A 20,472-nucleotide genomic window follows, 5' to 3' on the forward strand; every position below is an offset into this window, starting at 1 on the left:
TCTTATATAGCTTTAAAAAACAAAAATAAAAAGAAGCAGACTCGCCTGCTTCTTTTCTTATTGCTCCATTTGTTTGGCTAGAAATCCAGCTGCTGTTTCCGCTAATTTCTGTTCCACATCTCCGATCTGCTTGTCCGTCTTGCAGAGCAATACGACTGCCCCGATCGGATCCCCGTTCGCTACAATCGGTGCAATGACGTGTGCAACAGATTCACTATTGCCATCTGAAATTTCTACTGTCGTAGCTTGTGCAGACACGAGTGATTTTCGATCATTCATTGAGGATTCGATCATTTTGCCGATATTCTTATTCAAGTAATCCTTCTTGCCTCCACCAGCTACCGCTATAAATGCATCTCTGTCCGAAATCAATGCGATGTGTTGGGTGTGCTCGTACAATGATTCTGCGTACTCCTGAGCAAAATCTCCAAGCTCACTTATCGGCGAGTATTTCTTAAGGATGACTTCCCCTTCACGGTCAACGAAAATTTCAAGAGGATCTCCCTCACGAATGCGCAGGGTTCTTCGAATTTCCTTTGGAATGACGACCCGTCCAAGATCATCAATACGACGTACGATACCTGTGGCTTTCATTCTTTGTTGCCCTCACTTTCTATCGTTGCAAGATAATGGAGATACAATAGCATTCATGGTACAAATGAATAAATATACCATTGATTTTCCTTTAGTATCCGTACGTTCGCTTAATCTATTCACTTAAACGGAAAATTCTTCGAAAAGTGGAAGCCTCCTATCATCATTAGGCCTGGACGGTTTCTTTTTTGGCATCCGGTACTTTTTCAAGCACCTCTTCAATCGTCTTCAACAGCTTCTCATCCGCCATTTTCTTATGGTTCACGATGACTTTGATCTGTTCTTTCTCCATCCCAAGATTCACATGACGACCTATTTTATTCACGATATCAAAAAGCTTGCTTCCATCTAGCTGCAGTGTCGTTTCTTTCGACAATAGAAGCTGTACCTGGTTGTTCTTCATCTGTTCGACCTTTTCGACTTTCTCTCGTTGTGCGTAAAGTTTGATTCTGGATACCGCAAATAAGTTCTCCACTTGCTCTGGATAGTCACCGAAACGATCGATCATTTCATCATGAAGATCCAAGACATCCTCAAAGTTCTCAATTCCCTTGAAGCGTTTATACATGTCGATTTTCTGTTTTTCATCCGCAATATAGGAAGAAGGGATGTACGCATCGACGTTAAGATCCAGCTCAAGTTCAAATTCCTTCTTCTTCGGTTTCTCGCCTTTCCGTTCTTCAATCGCTTCCTTCAGCATTTGAGAGTAAAGATCGAATCCGACAGAATCAATGAATCCATGTTGTTGCGCACCTAACAGGTTACCCGCACCACGAATCGAAAGATCTCGCATCGCGATCTTGAAGCCCGAACCTAATTCCGTGAATTCTTTGATCGCTTGTAGACGTTTCTCCGCTACTTCCGTAAGCACCTTATCCCGTTGATACATGAAATAGGAATAAGCGACGCGATTGGAGCGTCCGACACGTCCACGCAGCTGATACAACTGCGATAAGCCCATCTTGTCGGCGTCGTTGACGATCAACGTGTTTACATTCGGAATGTCGACCCCTGTTTCAATGATCGTCGTACTGACTAGTACGTCATAGTTACCATCCAAGAAGTCGATCATCACCGATTCAAGTTCATTTTCTCGCATCTGACCATGAGCGTATGCAACGCGGGCATCCGGAACAAGCTGGGATATCTGATCAGCCATCCGTTCAATCGATTCGACCCTATTATATAAAAAGTACACTTGACCGCCTCTAGATAATTCACGCTCGATCGCCTCTCGTATGATGCCTCCGCTATACTCGACCACATACGTTTGGACCGGGAAGCGGTTTTCAGGCGGAGTTTCGATGACAGATAAATCACGAACGCCAAGCATCGACATATGCAACGTACGTGGAATCGGTGTCGCCGTCAACGTAAGTACGTCCACATTTGTTTTCATCTGTTTGATTTTCTCTTTATGGGTTACACCGAATCGTTGCTCCTCATCAATGATCAGCAATCCAAGATCTTTGAATTGGATATCTTTAGACAGAATACGATGTGTTCCGACGACGATATCGACGGTTCCTGCCTTCAGTCCTTTTAACGTTTCTGTTTGTTCCTTCCGTGTCCGGAAACGGCTTAACGAACGGATCGTAATCGGAAACTCAGCAAAACGCTCCAGGAACGTTTCGTAATGCTGTTGGGCAAGGATTGTCGTCGGTACGAGGAAGGCGACTTGCTTACCATCATTGATCGCTTTGAAAGCAGCACGGATCGCTACTTCTGTTTTTCCATAACCGACATCTCCACATAGCAATCGATCCATCGGACGTTCCATCTCCATATCCTTCTTGATCTCTTCAATCGCCCTCAGCTGATCTTCCGTCTCTTGATATGGGAAGGCACTTTCGAATTCCTGCTGAAGTCCTGCATCTTCAGAGAACGCATATCCTTTCGACGCTTCACGTTCTGCATAAAGCTTGATGAGATCATCAGCAATGTCCTGGACAGACGATTGGACTTTGCTTTTGACTTTCTTCCATTCGCTGCCGCCCAGTTTATAGACCTTCGGCTCTTTCCCTTCCGATCCGACAAACTTCTGCACCTGGTCAATCTGCTCTACAGGGACATACAGTTTGTCATCGCCTGCATATTTAAGGTTGAGATAATCCTTATGAACACCATTGATTTCGAGCGTTTCAATACCGAGGTATTTACCGATCCCATGGTTGATATGGACGACGTAATCGCCGACCTTCAACTCAGAATAGCTTTTGATCCGTTCAGCATTTGAAACCTTCTGTGGTCTTCTCGGTTTTCTCGTTGTTTTTTTCGTGAATACTTCCTCTTCTGTCAAAACGACCAACTTACGCATCGGTAGCTCAAATCCACCATTCAAATCACCGATGATGATATGGTTTTTACCCGGTGTGAGTGGCGTATTACCGTCTGTGAGTGCCGCTTCGATTTTGTAATCTTCCATGACACGTTCAAGACGCTTGGCCCGCTCTTTGTTGGCAGCCAAAAAGACGACGGCATCTTTACTCTTATGCCATCTCTGCACTTCAGAAAGGAGGACATTCAATTGTCCATGGAAGTTTTGCATCGCTTTACAGCTCATATTGATGATGTTCTGAGGATTGGTGTGTGGAACATGTCTTAAGAATAAAGAAAGATATAAGAACATAAGCTTCGGTCGATTGACCAGATCCTCATATTGATGGGAAAGGCGTAATCCTGACAAAATCTCTCCCTGATTCAATAAAGTCGTATGCCATTCTGCTTCTTCCTTCTCCAAATTTGAAGAAGTCTCCTGGACACGACTGATTTCATCCATAATGACCAGCGCATCTTCGGGAAGATAGTCTAGCAAACTAGCAGGGTGTTCATAGTAGCAGGAAATGTATTTGTACATTCCTTGGAATGTTTGTCGATGTTTTAACTGTTCGATTTCGTACCCGATGTTTTCGGTGAGCTTCTCCTTTACTCCCGCGTCTTTTATTTTTTGGAGTGATCTCGATAACCCGAGGTCAACCTTAGAAACGGCTCTTTCGTAGTGTTCCGGAAAAAGTATGATTTCTTCTGCCGGCCCAACCTGGATCTCTTGAAGTTGATTTTCAGATCTTTGTGTTTCAACGTCAAAATAACGGATGGAATCCACTTCTGTATCAAACAACTCGATTCGAAGAGGCTGTGCTTCGGTCAGTGGAAAGATATCGAGAATCCCCCCACGAATACTGAACTCCCCTGGACCAGTAATCATATCAGAACGTTCATAACCCATGGCAATCAACTGATTCTTCACGTCATCCAGTTCGATATCCGTACCTCGCTTGAATGTTACACGCCTCGCGTTCCATACATTCTTCGGAGGGATCATTCTTCTCAAGCCTGCAATCGGAGTGATGATCACTCCGCCGTCAGACCTGTCCGCCAATCGGTTCAGAACATCAATCCGTTGAGATTTCAATTCTGGACTGGCAATTGCGATTTCAGCAGAAGTCAGCTCGTTCACTGGATACAAATGCACCGTTTCTTCCCCGAGAATCGCCACTAAGTCTTCATATAGCTTTTGAGCTTGAAAAAGGTTATGTGTAACGACGAGCTGAGCACGACTATTCGATTGATATAGGCCAGCCATCAATAAGGTACGAGCAGAGTTCGATAAACCAGAAACCAATTGCTCCCGCAGACCTTCCGACATACCTGTAATGAGGGATTGGAAATCATCATTATCACAAAAATACTTCAATAAACCTTGCATCACTTTTATCTCCTTCCCAGTAGGAATGGGAGTCCAAATTCCCTAAACTGTATCTTCTTGTTGTCTATAGATTTTTCAATCCATTAAAATGATAAAGACTTTTATGAACAGCCAGGCTACTTCTTACACAGCAAAAAACGCCTTGGTGTGTGAACCAAAGCTGTTTACTGTATAAATGAATCCAGTGCATGAAAATCTGGGTTCCTTCTTAGCATTTCATAACAGTCCTCACAAATGGATTTTACATACATATGTCCTTGATCATCATAGGATAAGTATTCTTCCCTCTCTTGATCGGTCAGTTGATTCAATCCTAAATCCGTTGAACCGACAGAATGCAGATCCAGCTTACCGATCTGGACATTACAATGCTTACATGAATAATAGACTGCCATCTTCCGCCTCCTCAGTGACCTGTTATACTCTCATTATGGTCGCTAAGAGGCGTTTCTATTCACCCGTTGTACCGGTTCATCACTTGAGAAAATGGCTTTTGGATCCAACTTTCACATGCCTTGGCAGATCGATCGAGAGCTTCTGTAATCGCATCTCGTTGATCGGGACGGAATGTTTTCAAGACATAATCGGGTACAGCTTCACCTGGCTCAGGCCTTCCGATTCCGATTCGGACCCTTTTAAAGTCCTGAGTACCTAAATGCTGTATGATGGACTTCATCCCATTGTGACCGCCTGCGCTTCCTTTTTCACGAAGACGCAGCTTTCCCGGTACTGTGTCTAGATCATCATAAATGACAAGCAGATCTTCACGATCGACTTTATAATACTTCATCAGTGGAATGATGGAGTCTCCAGAACGATTCATATAGGTGAGAGGTTTTAATAAACATATTTTATGCCCGTTTACTTCCCCTATGCCATACAACCCGTTGAACTTTTGCTTATTCAATGGAATAGACAGTGACTCAGACAGTTGGTCAATCACTTTGAATCCGACGTTATGACGTGTTTCTTCGTACTTGCTTCCTGGATTACCTAAACCAGCGATTACCTTCATGTCTTCATGACCTTCCTTTTCAAACAATTGCTTAATCTTATTCAACATTTTGAATATAACTCCTCATATGAACTTTCTTATTCTATTCCAGATTAAGTCGTTCCATCCTCCCAGAGGATGGTTTCAACTTTATTACAATTTAGAAAAGCTTAAGCACCCGTTCAGCCACGAAGGTCACCGAAGGCCTGATGAGGAGGCTGTTGCCGCCGCAAGAAGGCTGAAGTGATCCAAGTGGCTGGGTGCTGAAGCTAGACATCAAGAAAACGTAAGTGCTTTTCTAAAGTCTATTTTATCTTAAAGGATCTTCGACTAAACCCCACCACGTCCTGTGGTGAACGTCGAAGCCAGCACATCCTGTGGAAGTGAGGCTTGCGGTTCGCCCGCGGAAAGGGAGTGAATTCCGAAGAAACCAACCTTTCTATTAGACGTAGAAAAAGGCGCAACCAAAGCGGCTACGCCTTTGTATGAATATGAATATTTCGTCGATGTTAATCTTCTTTTTTCTCTTCTGCTTCTTCTTCCCCGTCATCATCAGAATCGTCTTTATCACTGATGACTTCTGGTTCTTGATCTTCTTCATCGATCATTTCTTCTTCCGGTTCTTCAGTCGGAGGTGCGATTGAAACGACAACCTCTTCCGGATCTGTCATGATGTTGTACGAAGAATTTTCAATGACATCTGCAACTGTAAATGCGTCACTGATATTCAATTCCTCGATATTGACCTCGATCTCACTTGGAATATCAGCTGGCAACGCTCTAACCGTAATGTCATGTAAGAAGTGCTGTACGACGCCGCCTTCTTTCGCTCCAGCAGGCTCGCCGACAAGACGTACAGGTACATCTGCATCTGTTTCTTCATTCAAGTCGATTTCTCTGAAGTCGACATGAATCAGAAGATCTTTCAAATGATCGATCTGCAGGTCTTGTACCATAGCAGAATGTTTTTTGTTGTCGATTTTCAAATTGATGACTGCATTAATTCCGTTTTCACGGATCGATTTTACGAAATTGACTCTGTTAAGATAGATCGGCTTACTATCACCGTTTCCATAGAAGACTGCTGGTACATTGCCTTCTTCACGTAACTTCCTTGTAGTAGAACGACTGAAATCATCTCTTACTTTCACATCTAAATCGATAGCCATAACGAAATCACCTTCCTGTGTCAGTTACTATTTTAAAACTATACCCGAAAACAGATAGGTTCAAACATCAATCAGACAAAAAGATTAATCGAACAGCTTACTTACAGATTGTTGCTCATGAACTCGGATAATCGCTTCCCCTAGAAGAGGTGCTACTGAAAGCTGTGTCAATTTATCAATGAATTTCTCTTCAGGTAGTGCGATCGTATTCGTTACTACGAGCTCTTTGATTTTTGAATTTTGGATACGTTCAATCGCAGGACCAGATAACACTGGATGTGTACAGCAAGCATACACATCTGTCGCACCATTTTCAATCAATGCGTTTGCCGCAAGTGTAATCGTTCCTGCTGTATCGATGATATCATCGATCAAGATCGCCGTTTTCCCTTCAATGTTACCGACGATATTCATGACTTCGGAAACATTCGGTCGTGGACGACGCTTATCGATGATCGCAATAGGTGCTTTCAAGCGGTCCGCCATTTTTCTAGCACGTGTCACTCCGCCATGATCAGGAGAGACGATGACGACATCTTCTAAGTTCTTGCTTTCGAAGTAATTCGCCAATGTCGGTACACCAAGCAGTTGATCCACTGGAATATCGAAGAAACCTTGGATTTGCGGTGCGTGAAGATCCATGGAAATGACACGTGTTGCTCCTGCTGTTTCCAAAAGGTTTGCAACGAGCTTTGCCGTAATCGGCTCTCTTGAACGAGCTTTACGATCTTGTCTTGCATATCCATAGTAAGGAATCACAACATTGATTGTCTTAGCTGATGCACGCTTCAATGCATCGATCATGATCAATAGTTCCATCAAATTTTCGTTGACCGGAGAAGAAGTGGATTGGATGACATATACTTCGCCACCACGAATGCTTTCTTCGATGTTGATTTGGATTTCTCCGTCACTGAAACGTTGAACAGAACATTTCCCCATGTGAACACCAATGTGTTCAGTAATTTCTTCAGCCAGGCCTTCATTGGAATTTAAGGTGAATACTTTTAACTTCGAGTTCTCATACTTGGACACGCTTATTACCCCCTGTGATTGTTTTGCTTTTCCTGTATTTTAGAAACGTAACCTTCTTTATTCGTTTGGCGAGCTCGAGCGATGGACAAAGCTTCGCCAGGTACATCTTCAGTGATCGTCGATCCAGCTGCAACATAAGCATTTTCTCCAACTGTGACGGGGGCAACCAAATTGGAATTACATCCAATGAATGCTCCATCTCCAACTTTCGTCAGATGCTTGTTTTTACCGTCGTAGTTGACAGTGATCGATCCACAGCCGAGATTGACGTCTTTACCGATCTCAGCATCACCGATGTAACTCAGATGCGATGCCTTGCTACCGTGGTCCATCTTAGATTTCTTCACTTCTACAAAGTTCCCGATCTTGATCTCATTCCCCAACTGTGATTGTGGACGGATATGAGCGTAGGGTCCAATCGCAACTTTGTCTCCGACTTCACTATCGTGTACCACGGATTGTTTGATCGTCGTTTCGTTACCGATCTGACTATCTTTAATTTCTGCATTCGGTCCGATGGTACACTCTTCACCGATTACTGTATTCCCGGATAATACGGTTCCAGGGTAGATGACCGTATCTGCTCCGATCTTCACATCGGAAGTGATATACGTCTGTTGTGGATCAATGATCGTAACACCGTTCTTCATATGTTTGGTGTTGATCCTCTTCTTCATCAGACGCTCCGCTTCCGATAAGGCAACTCGATCATTAACGCCAATCGTTTCTTCAAATGCAGGGGTCTGGTAAGCTGCCACCGTTTCATTTTGCTCTTTCACGATTTCGATGACATCCGGCAAATAGTATTCACCTTGTACGTTGTCATTCGTCACTTGTTTCAGCGCTTCAAACAACGTCTTATTGTCAAAACAGTACGTACCTGTATTGATTTCTTGAACAGCTTGTTCATGAATAGTCGCGTCTTTATGTTCGACGATTTTCGAAACAGTTCCGTCCTCTTTTCGGATGACTCTTCCATATCCGAACGGGTCTTCTGCATGTGCCGTCAGTAAAGTGACTTTCGCGTTTTCTTTTTCATGATGTTTCAAGAGTGCATCCATCGTTTCAGCTGAAATCAATGGTGTATCACCACAGACGACGAGTGTCGTACCTTCAAGGTCTCCTAACAAATCCTCTGTTTGCATGACGGCATGACCTGTGCCGAGCTGCTCCTCTTGCAACACATAATTCACTTCAGCACCGAGCTGATCTTTCACCTTTTCAGCTCCATGACCAATGACCGTGACGATTTGATCGACCTGTACTTCTTTAATCTGATCGACAACATGTTGAACCATCGGTTTACCACCTACAGGGTGCAACACTTTATATAAACGAGATTTCATTCGGGTACCTTTTCCAGCTGCTAACACAACCGCATATCGTTTCGACATATATATCCTCCAATGCTCGTTGTTGACCTTTATCCAATATGAATATATCTTATAATCCTGTATGATTCAAGGAAAGGCGCCATTTGTCGCTATATTGAAACATTCTATGTAGGAGGAGAATGATTCATATCCAATGATTGGTATCCATACTGTTCACGCCACAATAAAAAGAACCTAATCGAAGGTGATCAGGTTCTTAGTTGCGTAGATTATTAGGATGCACCGGCTTCTTCAAGTGCGGACTCCAATTCCCCTACACGATGGTATTCGGTTAACACAGCTGTCTGGATCTTCTCACGAGTGTTTGATGTGATCGGATGTGCGATATCACGGAATTCACCATCTGGCGTCCGCTTGCTCGGCATTGCAACAAACATTCCATTGTTTCCGTCGATTACACGGATATCATGAACTACGAATTCATGATCGATGGTAATTGAAGCAATCGCCTTCATACGCCCATCTGTGTTCACTCGTCGAAGTCTTACGTCAGTTACTTCCATTTTGTAAAACACACCACCTTTTTTATAAATACCAGCGTACTAAGAGGTTTCTACACACTTGTAACTTTTTCCTGCTCGGAATATAAAAAATAATGAAAAAATTTAATCAACTTAAAAAGAAAGGCTGTTGTCGCAAGAAAGTAGTTGATTTCCGCTTCAGGTGCTCGCTTTCCGCGGGGCGTGCGGTGAGCCCACTCGTCGCGTTGCCACATTGATTGGTCTCACCTGTCCCGCTGATCCCGCTGGAGTCTCGCACCCTGCACTCCAATCAAATCCACAAGTTGTTTCTATCTAAAAGCAACAATTCTTAAGAAAAGAGCCCAAAGAAAATAAAAAAAGCCAACGATAGCATTAGTTGCTGTCGTTGGCTTTTGTTCTTCTTATTTCACTAGTGCAATGACTTCAATTTCAATCCGTACGTCTTTCGGAAGCTTGGACACTTCTACACAAGAACGTGCAGGCTGATGATTCTCGAAGTAACTTCCGTAAATTTCATTCACGGTCGGAAACTCATCCATATCCTTTAAGAAGACCGTTGTTTTGACGACTGTATCGAGGGATGCTCCCGCCTCTTCCAAAACAGCCTTCAAGTTAGAAAAGATCTGATGCGTTTGTGTTTGGACATCCTCACCAGCAAGTGTGCCTTCCGGAGTGAGGGCAATCTGACCAGAACTATAAAATATGTTGTTTACAACGATTCCCTGGGAGTATGGCCCGATCGCTTCAGGTGCGTTCGTCGTATGGATCTTCTTCATTCGCTTCCAACCTCCATCTGATCTAAGTAATTACCTGCTTCAACTTGTATCTTCTGCTCTCTCGTATCGACATTGGAGAGACGAGCTAAAGAAATATAGTCATCGACAAGTCTTTCCTGGACTTCCTCAGATTCAACAAGTACTCCGATTCCTACCATTGTCGCGTCGAATTCTTGAAGTAGATCCATCATACCTTTGATTGTGCCGCCTGCCTTCATGAAGTCATCGATGATCAAGACGTTGGAGCCTGATGGCAGGCTTCTTTTCGCTAACGCCATCGTTTGGATTCTTTTAGTCGAACCGGAAACGTAATTGATGCTCATCGTTGAACCTTCAGTGACGCGACTATTGCTACGGACAATCACAACTGGAACGTTCAGATAGGATGCAACAGCGTATGCGAGTGGAATCCCTTTTGTCGCTACGGTCATGACAACATCAATCGAACGATCTGCAAACATGGATGCAAACATCCGTCCAACCTTATTGATGATCGAAGGATTCCCTATGATATCCGTCATATAAAGATATCCACCTGGAAGTACACGTTCTGAAGAGCTTAATAGACCCTTCAGTTCTTCAATCACTTCACGTGCTTCATCTTCTGATACGCGCGGAATATACCGGACGCCTCCTGCTGCACCAGGTACAGTTACCAACCAGCCTACACCTTGTCCCTCAAAGTTTTCTTTAATAATCAACAAATCTTCGCTTATGGATGACTTTGCAGCTCCGTATCGATCACTGAAAAAAGAAAGAGAAATGAGTTCATGTGGATGCTGGAGGAGATAACGAGTCAAATCAACGAGCCTGCTGCTTCGTTTTAATTTCATGCTTAATTCCTCCAAAACCGAATATTTTAAGGTTAATATACCACTTTTGTACGGGTTTATTCAACCTGTTATTCGGTTTCTCCTAACATCCTGACCATATATACTTCGTTACAAAACCCTCTGAGACCATTGTAGATCCGTTGAGCACGTGTTTCATGAACAGTCAGCCCAAATACTGTCGGACCGCTTCCACTCATCAAAACGCCTTCTGCTCCTAGACGTTCCATCTGATTCTTGATGTGAGAAACATCCGGATAATCCTCTAGTGTGACGGATTCCAGTACGTTCCCTAACAAATAACAGATTTGGTTGAAGTCTTTCCGTTCAATTGCAGCCACCATCGATTGGATATCAGGATGTTCGACCTCTGCCAATTTCAAATTCCGATACACATCCGCAGTCGATACGCCAATAGCTGGTTTTGCTAAAACGACCCAACAAGGGGGTGGTGATGGAATCGACTTGATGATTTCTCCTCTTCCTGTTGCAAGAGCTGTGCCGCCATAAACACAAAAAGAAACATCGGATCCAATTTTGGCACCTAAAACAGCTAATTCATCAATCGATAGCCCAAGATCCCATAATTCGTTCAAGCCTTTTAGAGTGGCTGCTGCATCGCTGCTTCCTCCTGCAAGACCAGCGGACACGGGGATATGCTTATCAATTGTGATGTGTACACCTTCGTTTCGGTTACACTCTTTTTTAAGTAAGTCTGCCGCCTGATAAGCGAGGTTTCGAAAGTCAGAAGGGACGTACCCCCCTGAGGATTCGATTTTGATGATGTCTTCATCAAGTGTGGTCAATTCAATCCGATCAGCCAGATCAATGGTCGTCATGACCATCTCCACTTCATGAAATCCATCGTCACGTTTATGTAAGACGTCTAATGAAAGATTTATTTTTGCCGGAGCTTTAATAGAAAGTTTCATTCTTCTTCACCTACTTCATAAGTCCATAATACCGCAGAATAGTTTATCATACATTCTGCCAGAATTGCGGAAAACATTCAATTAAAAAAAGGATGGACATACTTGTTCAATCAACTCGGTCCTAACATTTCCTGCAACATTTGTGTTGAGGGGTCTGTTTGGCAGCTGGAGGATTGTCAGTACGGTCCACCCTGTATAGAGCAGTAGTTTATTCAGACATTTGTTGTTGTGCTTTTTCAATCGCACGTTTGACCATGTTTCCGGCATCTCTGGAACGTATCGCTCCCCAACCTTCTTTTTGCACGGTCTCATAGAAGCCTAACTCTTTTGCAATTTCTTCTTTAAAACGGTCGGACATAACGCCGCGTCGTCTTGCCATAATTGCGAAAAGCCCCTTTCAAATCCTTTTTCACTACTACGTATGATTAGTATAAGGAGTTGAAGGTGAATTATGATTTCCTTATGTAGGTAGTACAGGGTTGATTGTAGTCGAAATTTACGACACTCCTGCGGGAACAGCGAGCCAGGCAAGACCCCACAGCGAACTTGTGGGTCAAGCATCACAAAGATCTTCGACTAAGACCCACCACGTCCTGTGGTGAACGTCGAAGCCACCACCTCCTGTGGAAGTGAGGCTTGCGGTTCGCCCGCGGAAAGGGAGTGAATTTCGAAGAAATCAACAACAGATATTTAAGCCTATAAAAAGTAAAAAAGCAGTTAGACATTATGCCTTACTGCCCGCTTACCATCATTCCGTTCGTAGTATCTTCAGCAAATGTGATTTCGACTGTTTCAGTCAAAACGTCAGCATAGCTGTATGATACGCGTTCAAATGCATTTGTATCTTGATCCAACTTCACAATGAAGACTGCTGGATAAGTTTCTTCTAAGGTGCCACTTCTCTCAATGGTTTTTCGTCGTCCTCCGTTAGCTTTCAACGTTAGACGCTTACCAACTTGCCCTTCTAACACGCGTTTTATGTCAGGAATTGTTTTACCCATTCTACTACACCTCACTTAGACAAATTATAACATCATTTGATGCATTTTGTCAAAATAAATCTAAAATTATAGCAATGCTCTGTAACAGTTGTCAACGGTGTTGGCTCTATTTTTTTAATTTAAAATTATTTTGTCATTAAAATAGGTATATTATGTAGACTTGTACAAAAAAATTGGAGAAAAAATTCAAATCAGTTGAACCAGGCTGACTCTTCATATCCAATAAAATTCGACAGAGACAGCCTATGGTTTTTATGCATTTGCGTTTGCAGCAGTTGTTTGATTATTGTTCTCTGGGTCTTTAATCGGCATTCCCGTTCTTAAGAAACCTGTCGTTTCCACCCCACCTAGACCATCATCACCTGTAATCGTGTTCCGCAAAACTTCCCACACATTGATTCGGTCATAAAAGGAGGTGAAGCTTACCTTTGACACGATATAAACGGGATCCAACGCATGAATGTTGACTCTTGAAGGTGAGCTTGCAAAATTGGCACCAGCTCTGATCAATGATTCAAAATGCGACTGGCATGCACCGGCAAAAATCATCAACTGATCAAGGTTCGGATTTTTTTTGCGAGCATCTTTCACTGTACGCACGAAATACTTGGAATGCCTATAAGCTTGCAGGTCTGAAGTATCCCCTTTGGATCGGATATAAGCATCATGACCTGTAATGACTAATATGTCCGGAGCAACTTCATCCATAAGGGCAGGTACTTTTTCCGGCATTTCGGTTTCCTTCATATGGATTCCGAAAACAGGCACATTCAACTTTTTATATAATTCAAGACATTTGTTCAGGTAATATGGATCTCCATCGACATGCAGAACTTTCCCAGGGAGCCTGAAGTAAGAGTGGTTTTTGTCATATCCGCCTGTCGCAGAATACTCCATCTTATGTCTTAACAATTGATAATCCTGTCGAAATAAACGATAGGAAGATTTCTCTTTTTCTTTGATCTTCTTTCTTCGTTCTTGTTGCTCATCACCATTCATCACGACCAGATCATCCACAGGGGCATCTGCGATCAATCTCATATCTTCCCCGGCTAATTCAGCCATCTGATCGTCTGTTATATGGGTAATACGAAATAAGAGATCACATTGGTATGAACGTCTTCCGACGATGTCCCCTACTTGAATAGGCATAAACTCTATTCCCCCTCGACGAGAGTGATCCTGAGTGCTTATCATTTAAGATAATGGATATATGATTGCTTACTTTCGAATTTCAGTTACTCTTTAAACCTATGTTCAGGAGTTTGAAAAAATGATTAATTATCAAAATGCATAAAGAAACCCTTATCGATGGTGGATCGATAAGGGCATGAATGATGATTATCTTTTTAATGGAAGCAATGCATTCGAGAGTTTGGCGAATTCAGCAATCGTCAGTGTCTCTCCACGACGTTTCCCATCAATGTCGACCTCTTGAAAAACTTGCTCGATTTCAGCTTTTTGCTCTTTTGATAAGAGATTGTTCTGTAAATTGTTCAACAAGGTCTTTCTGCGCTGAGCGAAGCTCGCACGTACAACCTCGAAGAAAAACGTTTCATCCGCCACTTCAACGGGTGGCTCATCACGTAACATCAACGATATGACAGATGAATCCACATTCGGTTGAGGTACGAAGACCGTTTTCGGAACTTTCACTTCTGATTTGGCAACCGCATAATATTGAACGGCTATTGAAAGAGATCCATAATTTTTCGTCCCCGGTTCTGCTGCCATCCGATCGGCTACTTCTTTTTGGATCATCACGACAATACCCCTGATCGGCAATCGTTCCATCAGCAGCTTCAGTATGATGGGTGTAGTCACATAATAAGGTAAATTCGCGACGACCATCAAATCATCAAGTCCACTGAATTCCTCTTCGATGATAGCAGGAAGATCCGCTTCCAGCACATCTTGATGGATGATTTTCACATGGGGATAGTCAGACAAAGTATCTTTCAAAATTGGAATCAATCTTTGGTCGATTTCGAACGCTGTAACCTTTTTGGCGCGTTTCGCCAATTGTTCCGTCAACGAACCGATTCCAGGTCCGATCTCAATGACACCAGTTTCAGAAGTCACACCAGCAGTATCGACGATCTTGTCGAGAATGTTTCGATCTATCAAGAAGTTCTGGCCCAGACTTTTTTTGAAAGTGAATTTATGTTTATCAATTATTGATCTCGTATATTGAGGGGTTGAGATATCTTTTCTCATGACTCCTCCTCCTTTAACACATGTTGAAGCGCGTCTCTAAATTCCTCACGACTGATTTGGAACATCTTCAGCCTTTTATGTAGTTGCTTTCCATTACTATATCCTAGTTTCAAATAAGTTCCGAGCTTTTCACGGCGTTCACGGGCATGATTGCCACCAATCAAGCCACCATCAATGAGGTCTTGCCAGCTGATCGTTTCAAACTCTTCATTCACAAAGTCTTGTCGCGCTTCTCGCAGTGCATTTCGAATAGAATCATCGGATGCATGTTCAATTCCGACACCTTTGTTATTGAGTGCGATCGCTTCTTGTTTTGGGAGAAAAGCATGCTTACAGCCCGGCACACGTTCACGAATGATCTTTCGAATTCGTTCACCCGGAAAGTCTGGATCTGTGAATACAATCACACCTCTCCGCTCTTGAGCAAGCTTGATCCTCTCCAATGTTGTTTCGCTGATTTCCGAACCGTTTGTCTCGATTGTATCAGCATCTATTGCCCGTTTTATCGCAATCGTATCGCTTTTCCCTTCGACCACGATAATTTCTTTAATTTTCATGAAAAACCTCCGAAATATTTGAAACCTTTTTGTAATGAATGCGTCTATATAAGTAGAACGGCTTTTAACTCAGTATACCCTAACCCAAACTTTTAGATAAAGCGTTCATTTTTGGGGTGGAAGATAAAGATAAAAAGCACAGGGACGGTAATCCCTGCGCTAAAAGATGAAATGTGTATGATGTTCTGCCAAACATCCTCACGTTAATTTAGTACTTTGATACGAACAGTCTTCCTACCCCAACTTCTTGCTGTAGATTTACTGCTGAAGAATACATCGATTTTATTACCACGGATTGCGCCACCAGTATCCAGAGCAGTAGCATATCCATATCCTTCAACCCAGACTCTGCTTCCTAATGGAATGACACTTGGGTCAACAGCAATGACTTTCGCATTCGGATTTGCTTTCAAATTGTAACCTGTAGCCGTAATTCCAGAACAACCACTGCAATTTGCTGTATATGCAGTACTTGTAACATAAAATTCACGACCGGCTGGTTCGGACGAATTTGATGATTTGCTACGTGAAACCGTTTGAGTTCTTACCTTCGTACCGACTGCTACAATTTTATCTTTACTGTCAGATACTTTTTCCGTTTTGACCAGTTCTCTGGAGACTTCTTTTCCATTCTCCATGACAACCTCATAATGCTTTTTCACTTTTCCTTCTTGACCATTGGAAACGACTTTTTCCTTACCTTTTTCAAGGCTGCTATCTTTACGCTTAACGACTGCGTAATCCACTGTTTCTTCCACTACATCGGTGACCTTTTCTACCCGAATGACTTTGACCTGAGATCCCTTTTCGACGAGGGCGTCTTTACCAGGTTCTACGCGATCCATTTCTGAAAGCTGGATCTTATTTTGTTTTAAAAGGTCAGCGACCGTAATCGAAGTGGTCCAAACTTGTTTTTCTTTTCCACCGTCATTCAACTTGACTTGAAATGCTTTTTCAAGATTGACAGTTAATCCATCTATGATGTCAGCATCGAGAGCTGGACTTAATTGATCGTGCTCTTCAACCTTGATTTCCTCTTGTTCTAACATCTCTTTCACTGTATCAGCCGTGGTCCAGATCTTTTGTTCCTTCCCTCCGACATTTAGTGTCACTTGATGGGACTGGACCCAAGAGATCTTCATCTGATTTTCGACTTTTGTATCTAATCCAGGACTTACTTTGTCGTGTGAACCGACAACAATCCCATTTTCTTGTAAAATCCCCTCAACGGTTTCGGCATGAGTTTGCACCTGCTTTTCCTTCCCGTTAATTGAGAGTGTGACCGAGTTTTTCGTCATCTCATAAGCTCCGACGCTTACGGCTGCTCCCAATACGAGTAGGCCTGCAATGGATACCAGAAGCCACTTTCCCGATAACATTCTGGTCATGACAGTTTTTAGGTGGATCATGTTCCGACCCCTCCTTTTCGAATTCTGTTATTTACAACACCTGCTGTACCTCCGTCAAACAAGACCTCCCTTTCACTTTTGGTCCCCATTATGCAAGGGATTTTTTGAAAAATAAAGGAAAATTGCTCGACATGATTTGTGTTCTATTTTAGAGAACTTTGTAGAATCTCGCGTTATCTCTTCTTTCTCTTCTTCCTTCGACATTTATCATCAGCGATTGATGCCGAATAAACGAAATGCGTTGTCGGAAGTTTTTTGGGCGAGTTCTTCTACTGATATGCCTTTCAAATCGGCGATTTGTTCTGCGATATATTTTACATAAGAAGATTCGTTACGTTTTCCCCTTAATGGATGCGGGCTTAAAAACGGACAATCCGTTTCAATCAGCAATCGATCCATCGGAATTTCAGCAGCTACTTCTTTTGGGCGTTTTGCATTTTTGAATGTGACAGGTCCACCGAAAGATATGTAGAAATTCATATCCATGCACCGTTGGGCGATTTCCAAGCTACCACTGTAGCAGTGCATTATACCACCGACTTCTCCTGCATTTTCTTCTTCCAAAATCGATACTACGTCTTCAGTCGCTTCACGATTATGAATGACAATGGGAAGCTTGACCTTTTTAGCGAGGTTGATCTGTTTTCGGAAGACTTCCTTCTGAACCTCTTTCGGAGATTTGTCCCAATGATAATCGAGCCCCATCTCTCCAAGCGCTACGACTTTCGGATGTTCAGATAGTTCTTCTAGCCACTTCAGATCTTCTTCCGTCATGTCGATTGCATCAACTGGATGCCAGCCGACCGCTGCATAAATGAAATCATATGTTTCCGCAAGCTCCAGTGCACCATGAATCGTTTTTCGGTCAAAGCCGACGACAACGATATGGGAGACACCTTCGTCAAGCGCTCTCTGGATGACTTCATCACGATCGTCTTCAAATTGATCGGCATTCAAATGAGCGTGAGTATCAAATAACATAGTCAAAAACACCTACTAAATCATGATATTTATAATCCGTAACTCCTAGTTTCAAAATCACTTTCCTAGTTTATCACATTTAATATAGGAATTGCTAAGTCAATTGCTTGTCATTCCGATTACAAATCCATTACAAAGAAAAGTCATTATTATATAGAAGAAAAGCGATTTAATCTAAATGAACATGGATTTCCCATCATATACACTCCTGTGCTAGACATTACTTCCATGGTAGCACCAGTCTCGTGGATAGCGATTAAAGAGTCTAATTTCTATGAATTACCAAAAAAAAGATCGACCCTTTTATCGGGTCGATCCCTGATTCATATGGCGTTATTTTACAATGGAGCCGTTCGGTAACGATTGATCGATTGTTGCGAGCTTCAGCTTTCCGTCCTGACTTCCAGCTAGAATCATTCCTTCAGAACGTTCTCCACGTAATTTGACCGGTTTCAGGTTCGTCACACAAATGACCTTCATACCCACAAGTTCTTCCGGTTGGTAATATTGCGCAATACCAGAAACGACTTGACGCTTCTCATCACCAAGGTCCAGTTGAAGCTTCAAGAGTTTATCGGCCTTTTTCACTTTATCTGCCTCTACGATTTCAGCTACTTTCAATTCAACCTTTGAAAACTCATCAAAACTAATTTCATTGTTCGGTGCTTCCTCTTTTTGTTGATTCGATTGATCAGAAGAAGTTTCTTCTTCTTTCGGTTCAGAACCTCGCATAGAAGTTTTGATATAGGTGATTTCATCTTCATTCTCTAGGCGTGGGAAAATCGGTTGTCCTTTTTGAACCTTCGTTCCTCCAGGGATTTGACCGAACTCTTTCAAACTCTCCCAGCTTGTAAGATGTGCATCGTCTTGAATACCTAGCTGTTCCCAAATCTTATAAGGAGCCTTCGTCATGAATGGTTGAATCATGACAGAAACGTAGCGTAACGATTCAGCCAGATGGGACATGACGGAAGCCAACTGATCACGTTGATCTTCGTTTTTCGCTAGAATCCATGGTTGCGTTTCATCAATATATTTATTCGTGCGACTGACCAGTTGCCAGATGGATGATAATGCTACTGAAAATTCCATATGGTCCATCGCATTTTCTACTTTTTCAAGCGTCGCATTCACTAATTCTTCAAGTGAATCATCATAGGAGGTGATCATTCCTTCATGCGCAGGAATTTCTCCGTCAAAGTATTTGCTGATCATGGCTACTGTCCGGTTCAATAAATTACCTAGATCATTCGCCAGGTCATGGTTTACACGATCAACGAAGCTTTCCGGTGTAAAGACACCATCTGATCCAAATGGAACTTCACGTAATAGGTAATATCGAAGCGCATCCAGGCCATAACGATCGATCAATGTGACAGGATCGACGACATTCCCCTTTGATTTCGACATTTTTCCGTCTTTCATCAATAGCCACCCATGAGCAAATACTTGCTTAGGCAATGGCAAGTCGAGTGCCATAAGGATGATCGGCCAATAGATTGTATGGAAACGCGTAATCTCTTTTCCGACTAGATGGACATCTGCCGGCCAATATTTTTTGTATTTGCTATCATCTTCCGAACCATATCCGAGCGCGGTGATATAATTGGATAACGCATCAATCCATACATAAATGACGTGCTTCGGATTTCCTGGTACTTTAACTCCCCAATCGAAAGAAGTTCGAGATACAGCGAGATCTTCCAAGCCAGGTTTGATGAAGTTGTTGACCATTTCATTCTTTCGGGTTTCAGGAAGAATGAAGTGTGGATTCTCTTCATAGTATTGTAGAAGTCGATCAGCGTATTTGCTCATTTTAAAGAAGTAAGATTCCTCTTTCACCCGTTGAACAGGTCTACCACAATCGGGGCATTTCCCATCCTCTAATTGAAGATCCGTAAAGAACGATTCACAAGGGGTACAATACCAACCCTCATACTCATCTAAGTATATATCACCTTGCTCCATAAGCTGTTGGAAAATCTTTTCGACAACATTTTTATGGCGGTCTTGCGTCGTTCGGATGAAATCATCATAGGAGATGTCTAACTTATCCCAAAGCTCTTGGATACTTTCTACGATTTCATCGACATATCGGATAGGAGTTTTACCACTCTCTTCCGCTTTCTCTTGAATCTTCTTTCCGTGTTCGTCTGTACCAGTCAGGTACATGACATCATAACCACGGAGTCTTTTATACCTTGCCATAGCATCTCCAGCTACGGTTGTGTAAGCATGTCCGATATGAAGCTTCCCACTTGGGTAATATATCGGTGTTGAGATGTAAAATGTTTTGTTTTCCCCTGGCATTCTTGCTACCTCCTCTAATTTCCAAAAATTGTTTCATGAGAATTGATTAGGGGTAAGTTAGTCGATAATACAACTTCTTAAAGTA

Annotated in this window: 19 protein-coding genes; all 19 read right to left on the reverse strand. The window is 42.6% G+C overall.

Annotated features, from left to right (window positions below):
* Positions 1–57 precede the first annotated feature (57 nt).
* The 19 genes from spoVT to metG all read right to left on the reverse strand — a co-directional run bounded on the left by spoVT (position 58) and on the right by metG (position 20,387).
* Positions 58–594, reverse strand: a complete 537-nt coding sequence (gene spoVT, locus ACXQIQ_RS12730; protein WP_439302426.1) for a stage V sporulation protein T — start codon at positions 592–594, stop codon at positions 58–60.
* Positions 595–760: 166 nt separating this feature from the next.
* On the reverse strand, positions 761–4,300 hold the full coding sequence (gene mfd, locus ACXQIQ_RS12735; RefSeq protein WP_439302427.1) for a transcription-repair coupling factor: 3,540 nt from the start codon (positions 4,298–4,300) through the stop codon (positions 761–763).
* A gap of 164 nt (positions 4,301–4,464) precedes the next feature.
* Positions 4,465–4,695, reverse strand: a complete 231-nt coding sequence (locus tag ACXQIQ_RS12740) for an anti-sigma-F factor Fin (protein WP_226552639.1) — start codon at positions 4,693–4,695, stop codon at positions 4,465–4,467.
* 59 nt (positions 4,696–4,754) lie between these two features.
* The gene (gene pth, locus ACXQIQ_RS12745) at positions 4,755–5,315 is read right to left on the reverse strand and encodes an aminoacyl-tRNA hydrolase (protein WP_439302454.1); all 561 of its coding nucleotides are present in this window, start codon (positions 5,313–5,315) and stop codon (positions 4,755–4,757) included.
* Positions 5,316–5,803: 488 nt separating this feature from the next.
* The gene (locus ACXQIQ_RS12750; RefSeq protein ID WP_439302428.1) at positions 5,804–6,463 is read right to left on the reverse strand and encodes a 50S ribosomal protein L25/general stress protein Ctc; all 660 of its coding nucleotides are present in this window, start codon (positions 6,461–6,463) and stop codon (positions 5,804–5,806) included.
* 84 nt (positions 6,464–6,547) lie between these two features.
* Positions 6,548–7,498 carry a ribose-phosphate diphosphokinase gene (locus tag ACXQIQ_RS12755; RefSeq protein WP_439302429.1) on the reverse strand — a complete coding sequence of 317 codons (951 nt, stop codon included), beginning with the start codon at positions 7,496–7,498 and terminating at the stop codon, positions 6,548–6,550.
* 5 nt (positions 7,499–7,503) lie between these two features.
* Positions 7,504–8,892: a bifunctional UDP-N-acetylglucosamine diphosphorylase/glucosamine-1-phosphate N-acetyltransferase GlmU gene (gene glmU / locus ACXQIQ_RS12760; RefSeq protein ID WP_439302430.1), complete on the reverse strand. Its 1,389-nt coding sequence runs from the start codon at positions 8,890–8,892 to the stop codon at positions 7,504–7,506.
* A gap of 212 nt (positions 8,893–9,104) precedes the next feature.
* A complete protein-coding gene (gene spoVG, locus ACXQIQ_RS12765; RefSeq protein WP_221569249.1) occupies positions 9,105–9,395 on the reverse strand; it encodes a septation regulator SpoVG in 291 nt (96 codons plus the stop codon).
* A 380-nt stretch (positions 9,396–9,775) separates the two neighbouring features.
* Positions 9,776–10,150, reverse strand: a complete 375-nt coding sequence (locus ACXQIQ_RS12770) for a RidA family protein (protein ID WP_439302431.1) — start codon at positions 10,148–10,150, stop codon at positions 9,776–9,778.
* Entirely contained in the window at positions 10,147–10,983 is an 837-nt protein-coding gene (gene purR / locus ACXQIQ_RS12775) for a pur operon repressor (protein ID WP_439302432.1), read from the reverse strand. The genes ACXQIQ_RS12770 and purR overlap by 4 nt, the downstream gene beginning before the upstream one ends.
* A 68-nt stretch (positions 10,984–11,051) precedes the next feature.
* The gene (ispE, locus tag ACXQIQ_RS12780) at positions 11,052–11,912 is read right to left on the reverse strand and encodes a 4-(cytidine 5'-diphospho)-2-C-methyl-D-erythritol kinase (RefSeq protein ID WP_439302433.1); all 861 of its coding nucleotides are present in this window, start codon (positions 11,910–11,912) and stop codon (positions 11,052–11,054) included.
* Positions 11,913–12,120: 208 nt separating this feature from the next.
* Positions 12,121–12,291, reverse strand: a complete 171-nt coding sequence (locus tag ACXQIQ_RS12785; RefSeq protein ID WP_439302434.1) for a small, acid-soluble spore protein, alpha/beta type — start codon at positions 12,289–12,291, stop codon at positions 12,121–12,123.
* Positions 12,292–12,643: 352 nt separating this feature from the next.
* Positions 12,644–12,913 (reverse strand): biofilm formation stimulator Veg, encoded by a 270-nt coding sequence (gene veg, locus ACXQIQ_RS12790; RefSeq protein ID WP_226552655.1) that lies wholly within the window; start codon positions 12,911–12,913, stop codon positions 12,644–12,646.
* Between the two features lie 252 nt (positions 12,914–13,165).
* A complete protein-coding gene (yabG, locus tag ACXQIQ_RS12795) occupies positions 13,166–14,065 on the reverse strand; it encodes a sporulation peptidase YabG (protein WP_439302435.1) in 900 nt (299 codons plus the stop codon).
* A 189-nt stretch (positions 14,066–14,254) separates the two neighbouring features.
* Entirely contained in the window at positions 14,255–15,130 is an 876-nt protein-coding gene (gene rsmA / locus ACXQIQ_RS12800) for a 16S rRNA (adenine(1518)-N(6)/adenine(1519)-N(6))-dimethyltransferase RsmA (protein WP_439302436.1), read from the reverse strand.
* Entirely contained in the window at positions 15,127–15,687 is a 561-nt protein-coding gene (gene rnmV / locus ACXQIQ_RS12805; protein ID WP_439302437.1) for a ribonuclease M5, read from the reverse strand. Before rnmV ends, rsmA begins: the two co-directional genes overlap by 4 nt.
* Before the next feature lie 203 nt (positions 15,688–15,890).
* Positions 15,891–17,096, reverse strand: coding sequence for a ubiquitin-like domain-containing protein (locus ACXQIQ_RS12810; protein WP_439302438.1), 1,206 nt, complete (start codon positions 17,094–17,096; stop codon positions 15,891–15,893).
* A 210-nt stretch (positions 17,097–17,306) separates the two neighbouring features.
* Complete coding sequence (locus tag ACXQIQ_RS12815) at positions 17,307–18,077, reverse strand: TatD family hydrolase (RefSeq protein WP_439302439.1); 771 nt, start codon at positions 18,075–18,077, stop codon at positions 17,307–17,309.
* Between the two features lie 333 nt (positions 18,078–18,410).
* The gene (gene metG, locus ACXQIQ_RS12820; protein WP_439302440.1) at positions 18,411–20,387 is read right to left on the reverse strand and encodes a methionine--tRNA ligase; all 1,977 of its coding nucleotides are present in this window, start codon (positions 20,385–20,387) and stop codon (positions 18,411–18,413) included.
* Between the last annotated feature and the right edge of the window lie 85 nt (positions 20,388–20,472).

This window comes from Pseudalkalibacillus sp. Hm43, from assembly GCF_054170705.1.

Coding starts and splice junctions, on each gene's coding strand:
- spoVT (WP_439302426.1), bottom strand. CDS start 594: ATGAAAGCCACAGGTATCGTACGTCGTATTGATGATCTTGGACGGGTC.
- mfd (WP_439302427.1), bottom strand. CDS start 4,300: ATGCAAGGTTTATTGAAGTATTTTTGTGATAATGATGATTTCCAATCC.
- ACXQIQ_RS12740 (WP_226552639.1), bottom strand. CDS start 4,695: ATGGCAGTCTATTATTCATGTAAGCATTGTAATGTCCAGATCGGTAAG.
- pth (WP_439302454.1), bottom strand. CDS start 5,315: ATGAAGGTAATCGCTGGTTTAGGTAATCCAGGAAGCAAGTACGAAGAA.
- ACXQIQ_RS12750 (WP_439302428.1), bottom strand. CDS start 6,463: ATGGCTATCGATTTAGATGTGAAAGTAAGAGATGATTTCAGTCGTTCT.
- glmU (WP_439302430.1), bottom strand. CDS start 8,892: ATGTCGAAACGATATGCGGTTGTGTTAGCAGCTGGAAAAGGTACCCGA.
- spoVG (WP_221569249.1), bottom strand. CDS start 9,395: ATGGAAGTAACTGACGTAAGACTTCGACGAGTGAACACAGATGGGCGT.
- ACXQIQ_RS12770 (WP_439302431.1), bottom strand. CDS start 10,150: ATGAAGAAGATCCATACGACGAACGCACCTGAAGCGATCGGGCCATAC.
- purR (WP_439302432.1), bottom strand. CDS start 10,983: ATGAAATTAAAACGAAGCAGCAGGCTCGTTGATTTGACTCGTTATCTC.
- ispE (WP_439302433.1), bottom strand. CDS start 11,912: ATGAAACTTTCTATTAAAGCTCCGGCAAAAATAAATCTTTCATTAGAC.
- ACXQIQ_RS12785 (WP_439302434.1), bottom strand. CDS start 12,291: ATGGCAAGACGACGCGGCGTTATGTCCGACCGTTTTAAAGAAGAAATT.
- veg (WP_226552655.1), bottom strand. CDS start 12,913: ATGGGTAAAACAATTCCTGACATAAAACGCGTGTTAGAAGGGCAAGTT.
- yabG (WP_439302435.1), bottom strand. CDS start 14,065: ATGCCTATTCAAGTAGGGGACATCGTCGGAAGACGTTCATACCAATGT.
- rsmA (WP_439302436.1), bottom strand. CDS start 15,130: ATGAGAAAAGATATCTCAACCCCTCAATATACGAGATCAATAATTGAT.
- rnmV (WP_439302437.1), bottom strand. CDS start 15,687: ATGAAAATTAAAGAAATTATCGTGGTCGAAGGGAAAAGCGATACGATT.
- ACXQIQ_RS12810 (WP_439302438.1), bottom strand. CDS start 17,096: ATGATCCACCTAAAAACTGTCATGACCAGAATGTTATCGGGAAAGTGG.
- ACXQIQ_RS12815 (WP_439302439.1), bottom strand. CDS start 18,077: ATGTTATTTGATACTCACGCTCATTTGAATGCCGATCAATTTGAAGAC.
- metG (WP_439302440.1), bottom strand. CDS start 20,387: ATGCCAGGGGAAAACAAAACATTTTACATCTCAACACCGATATATTAC.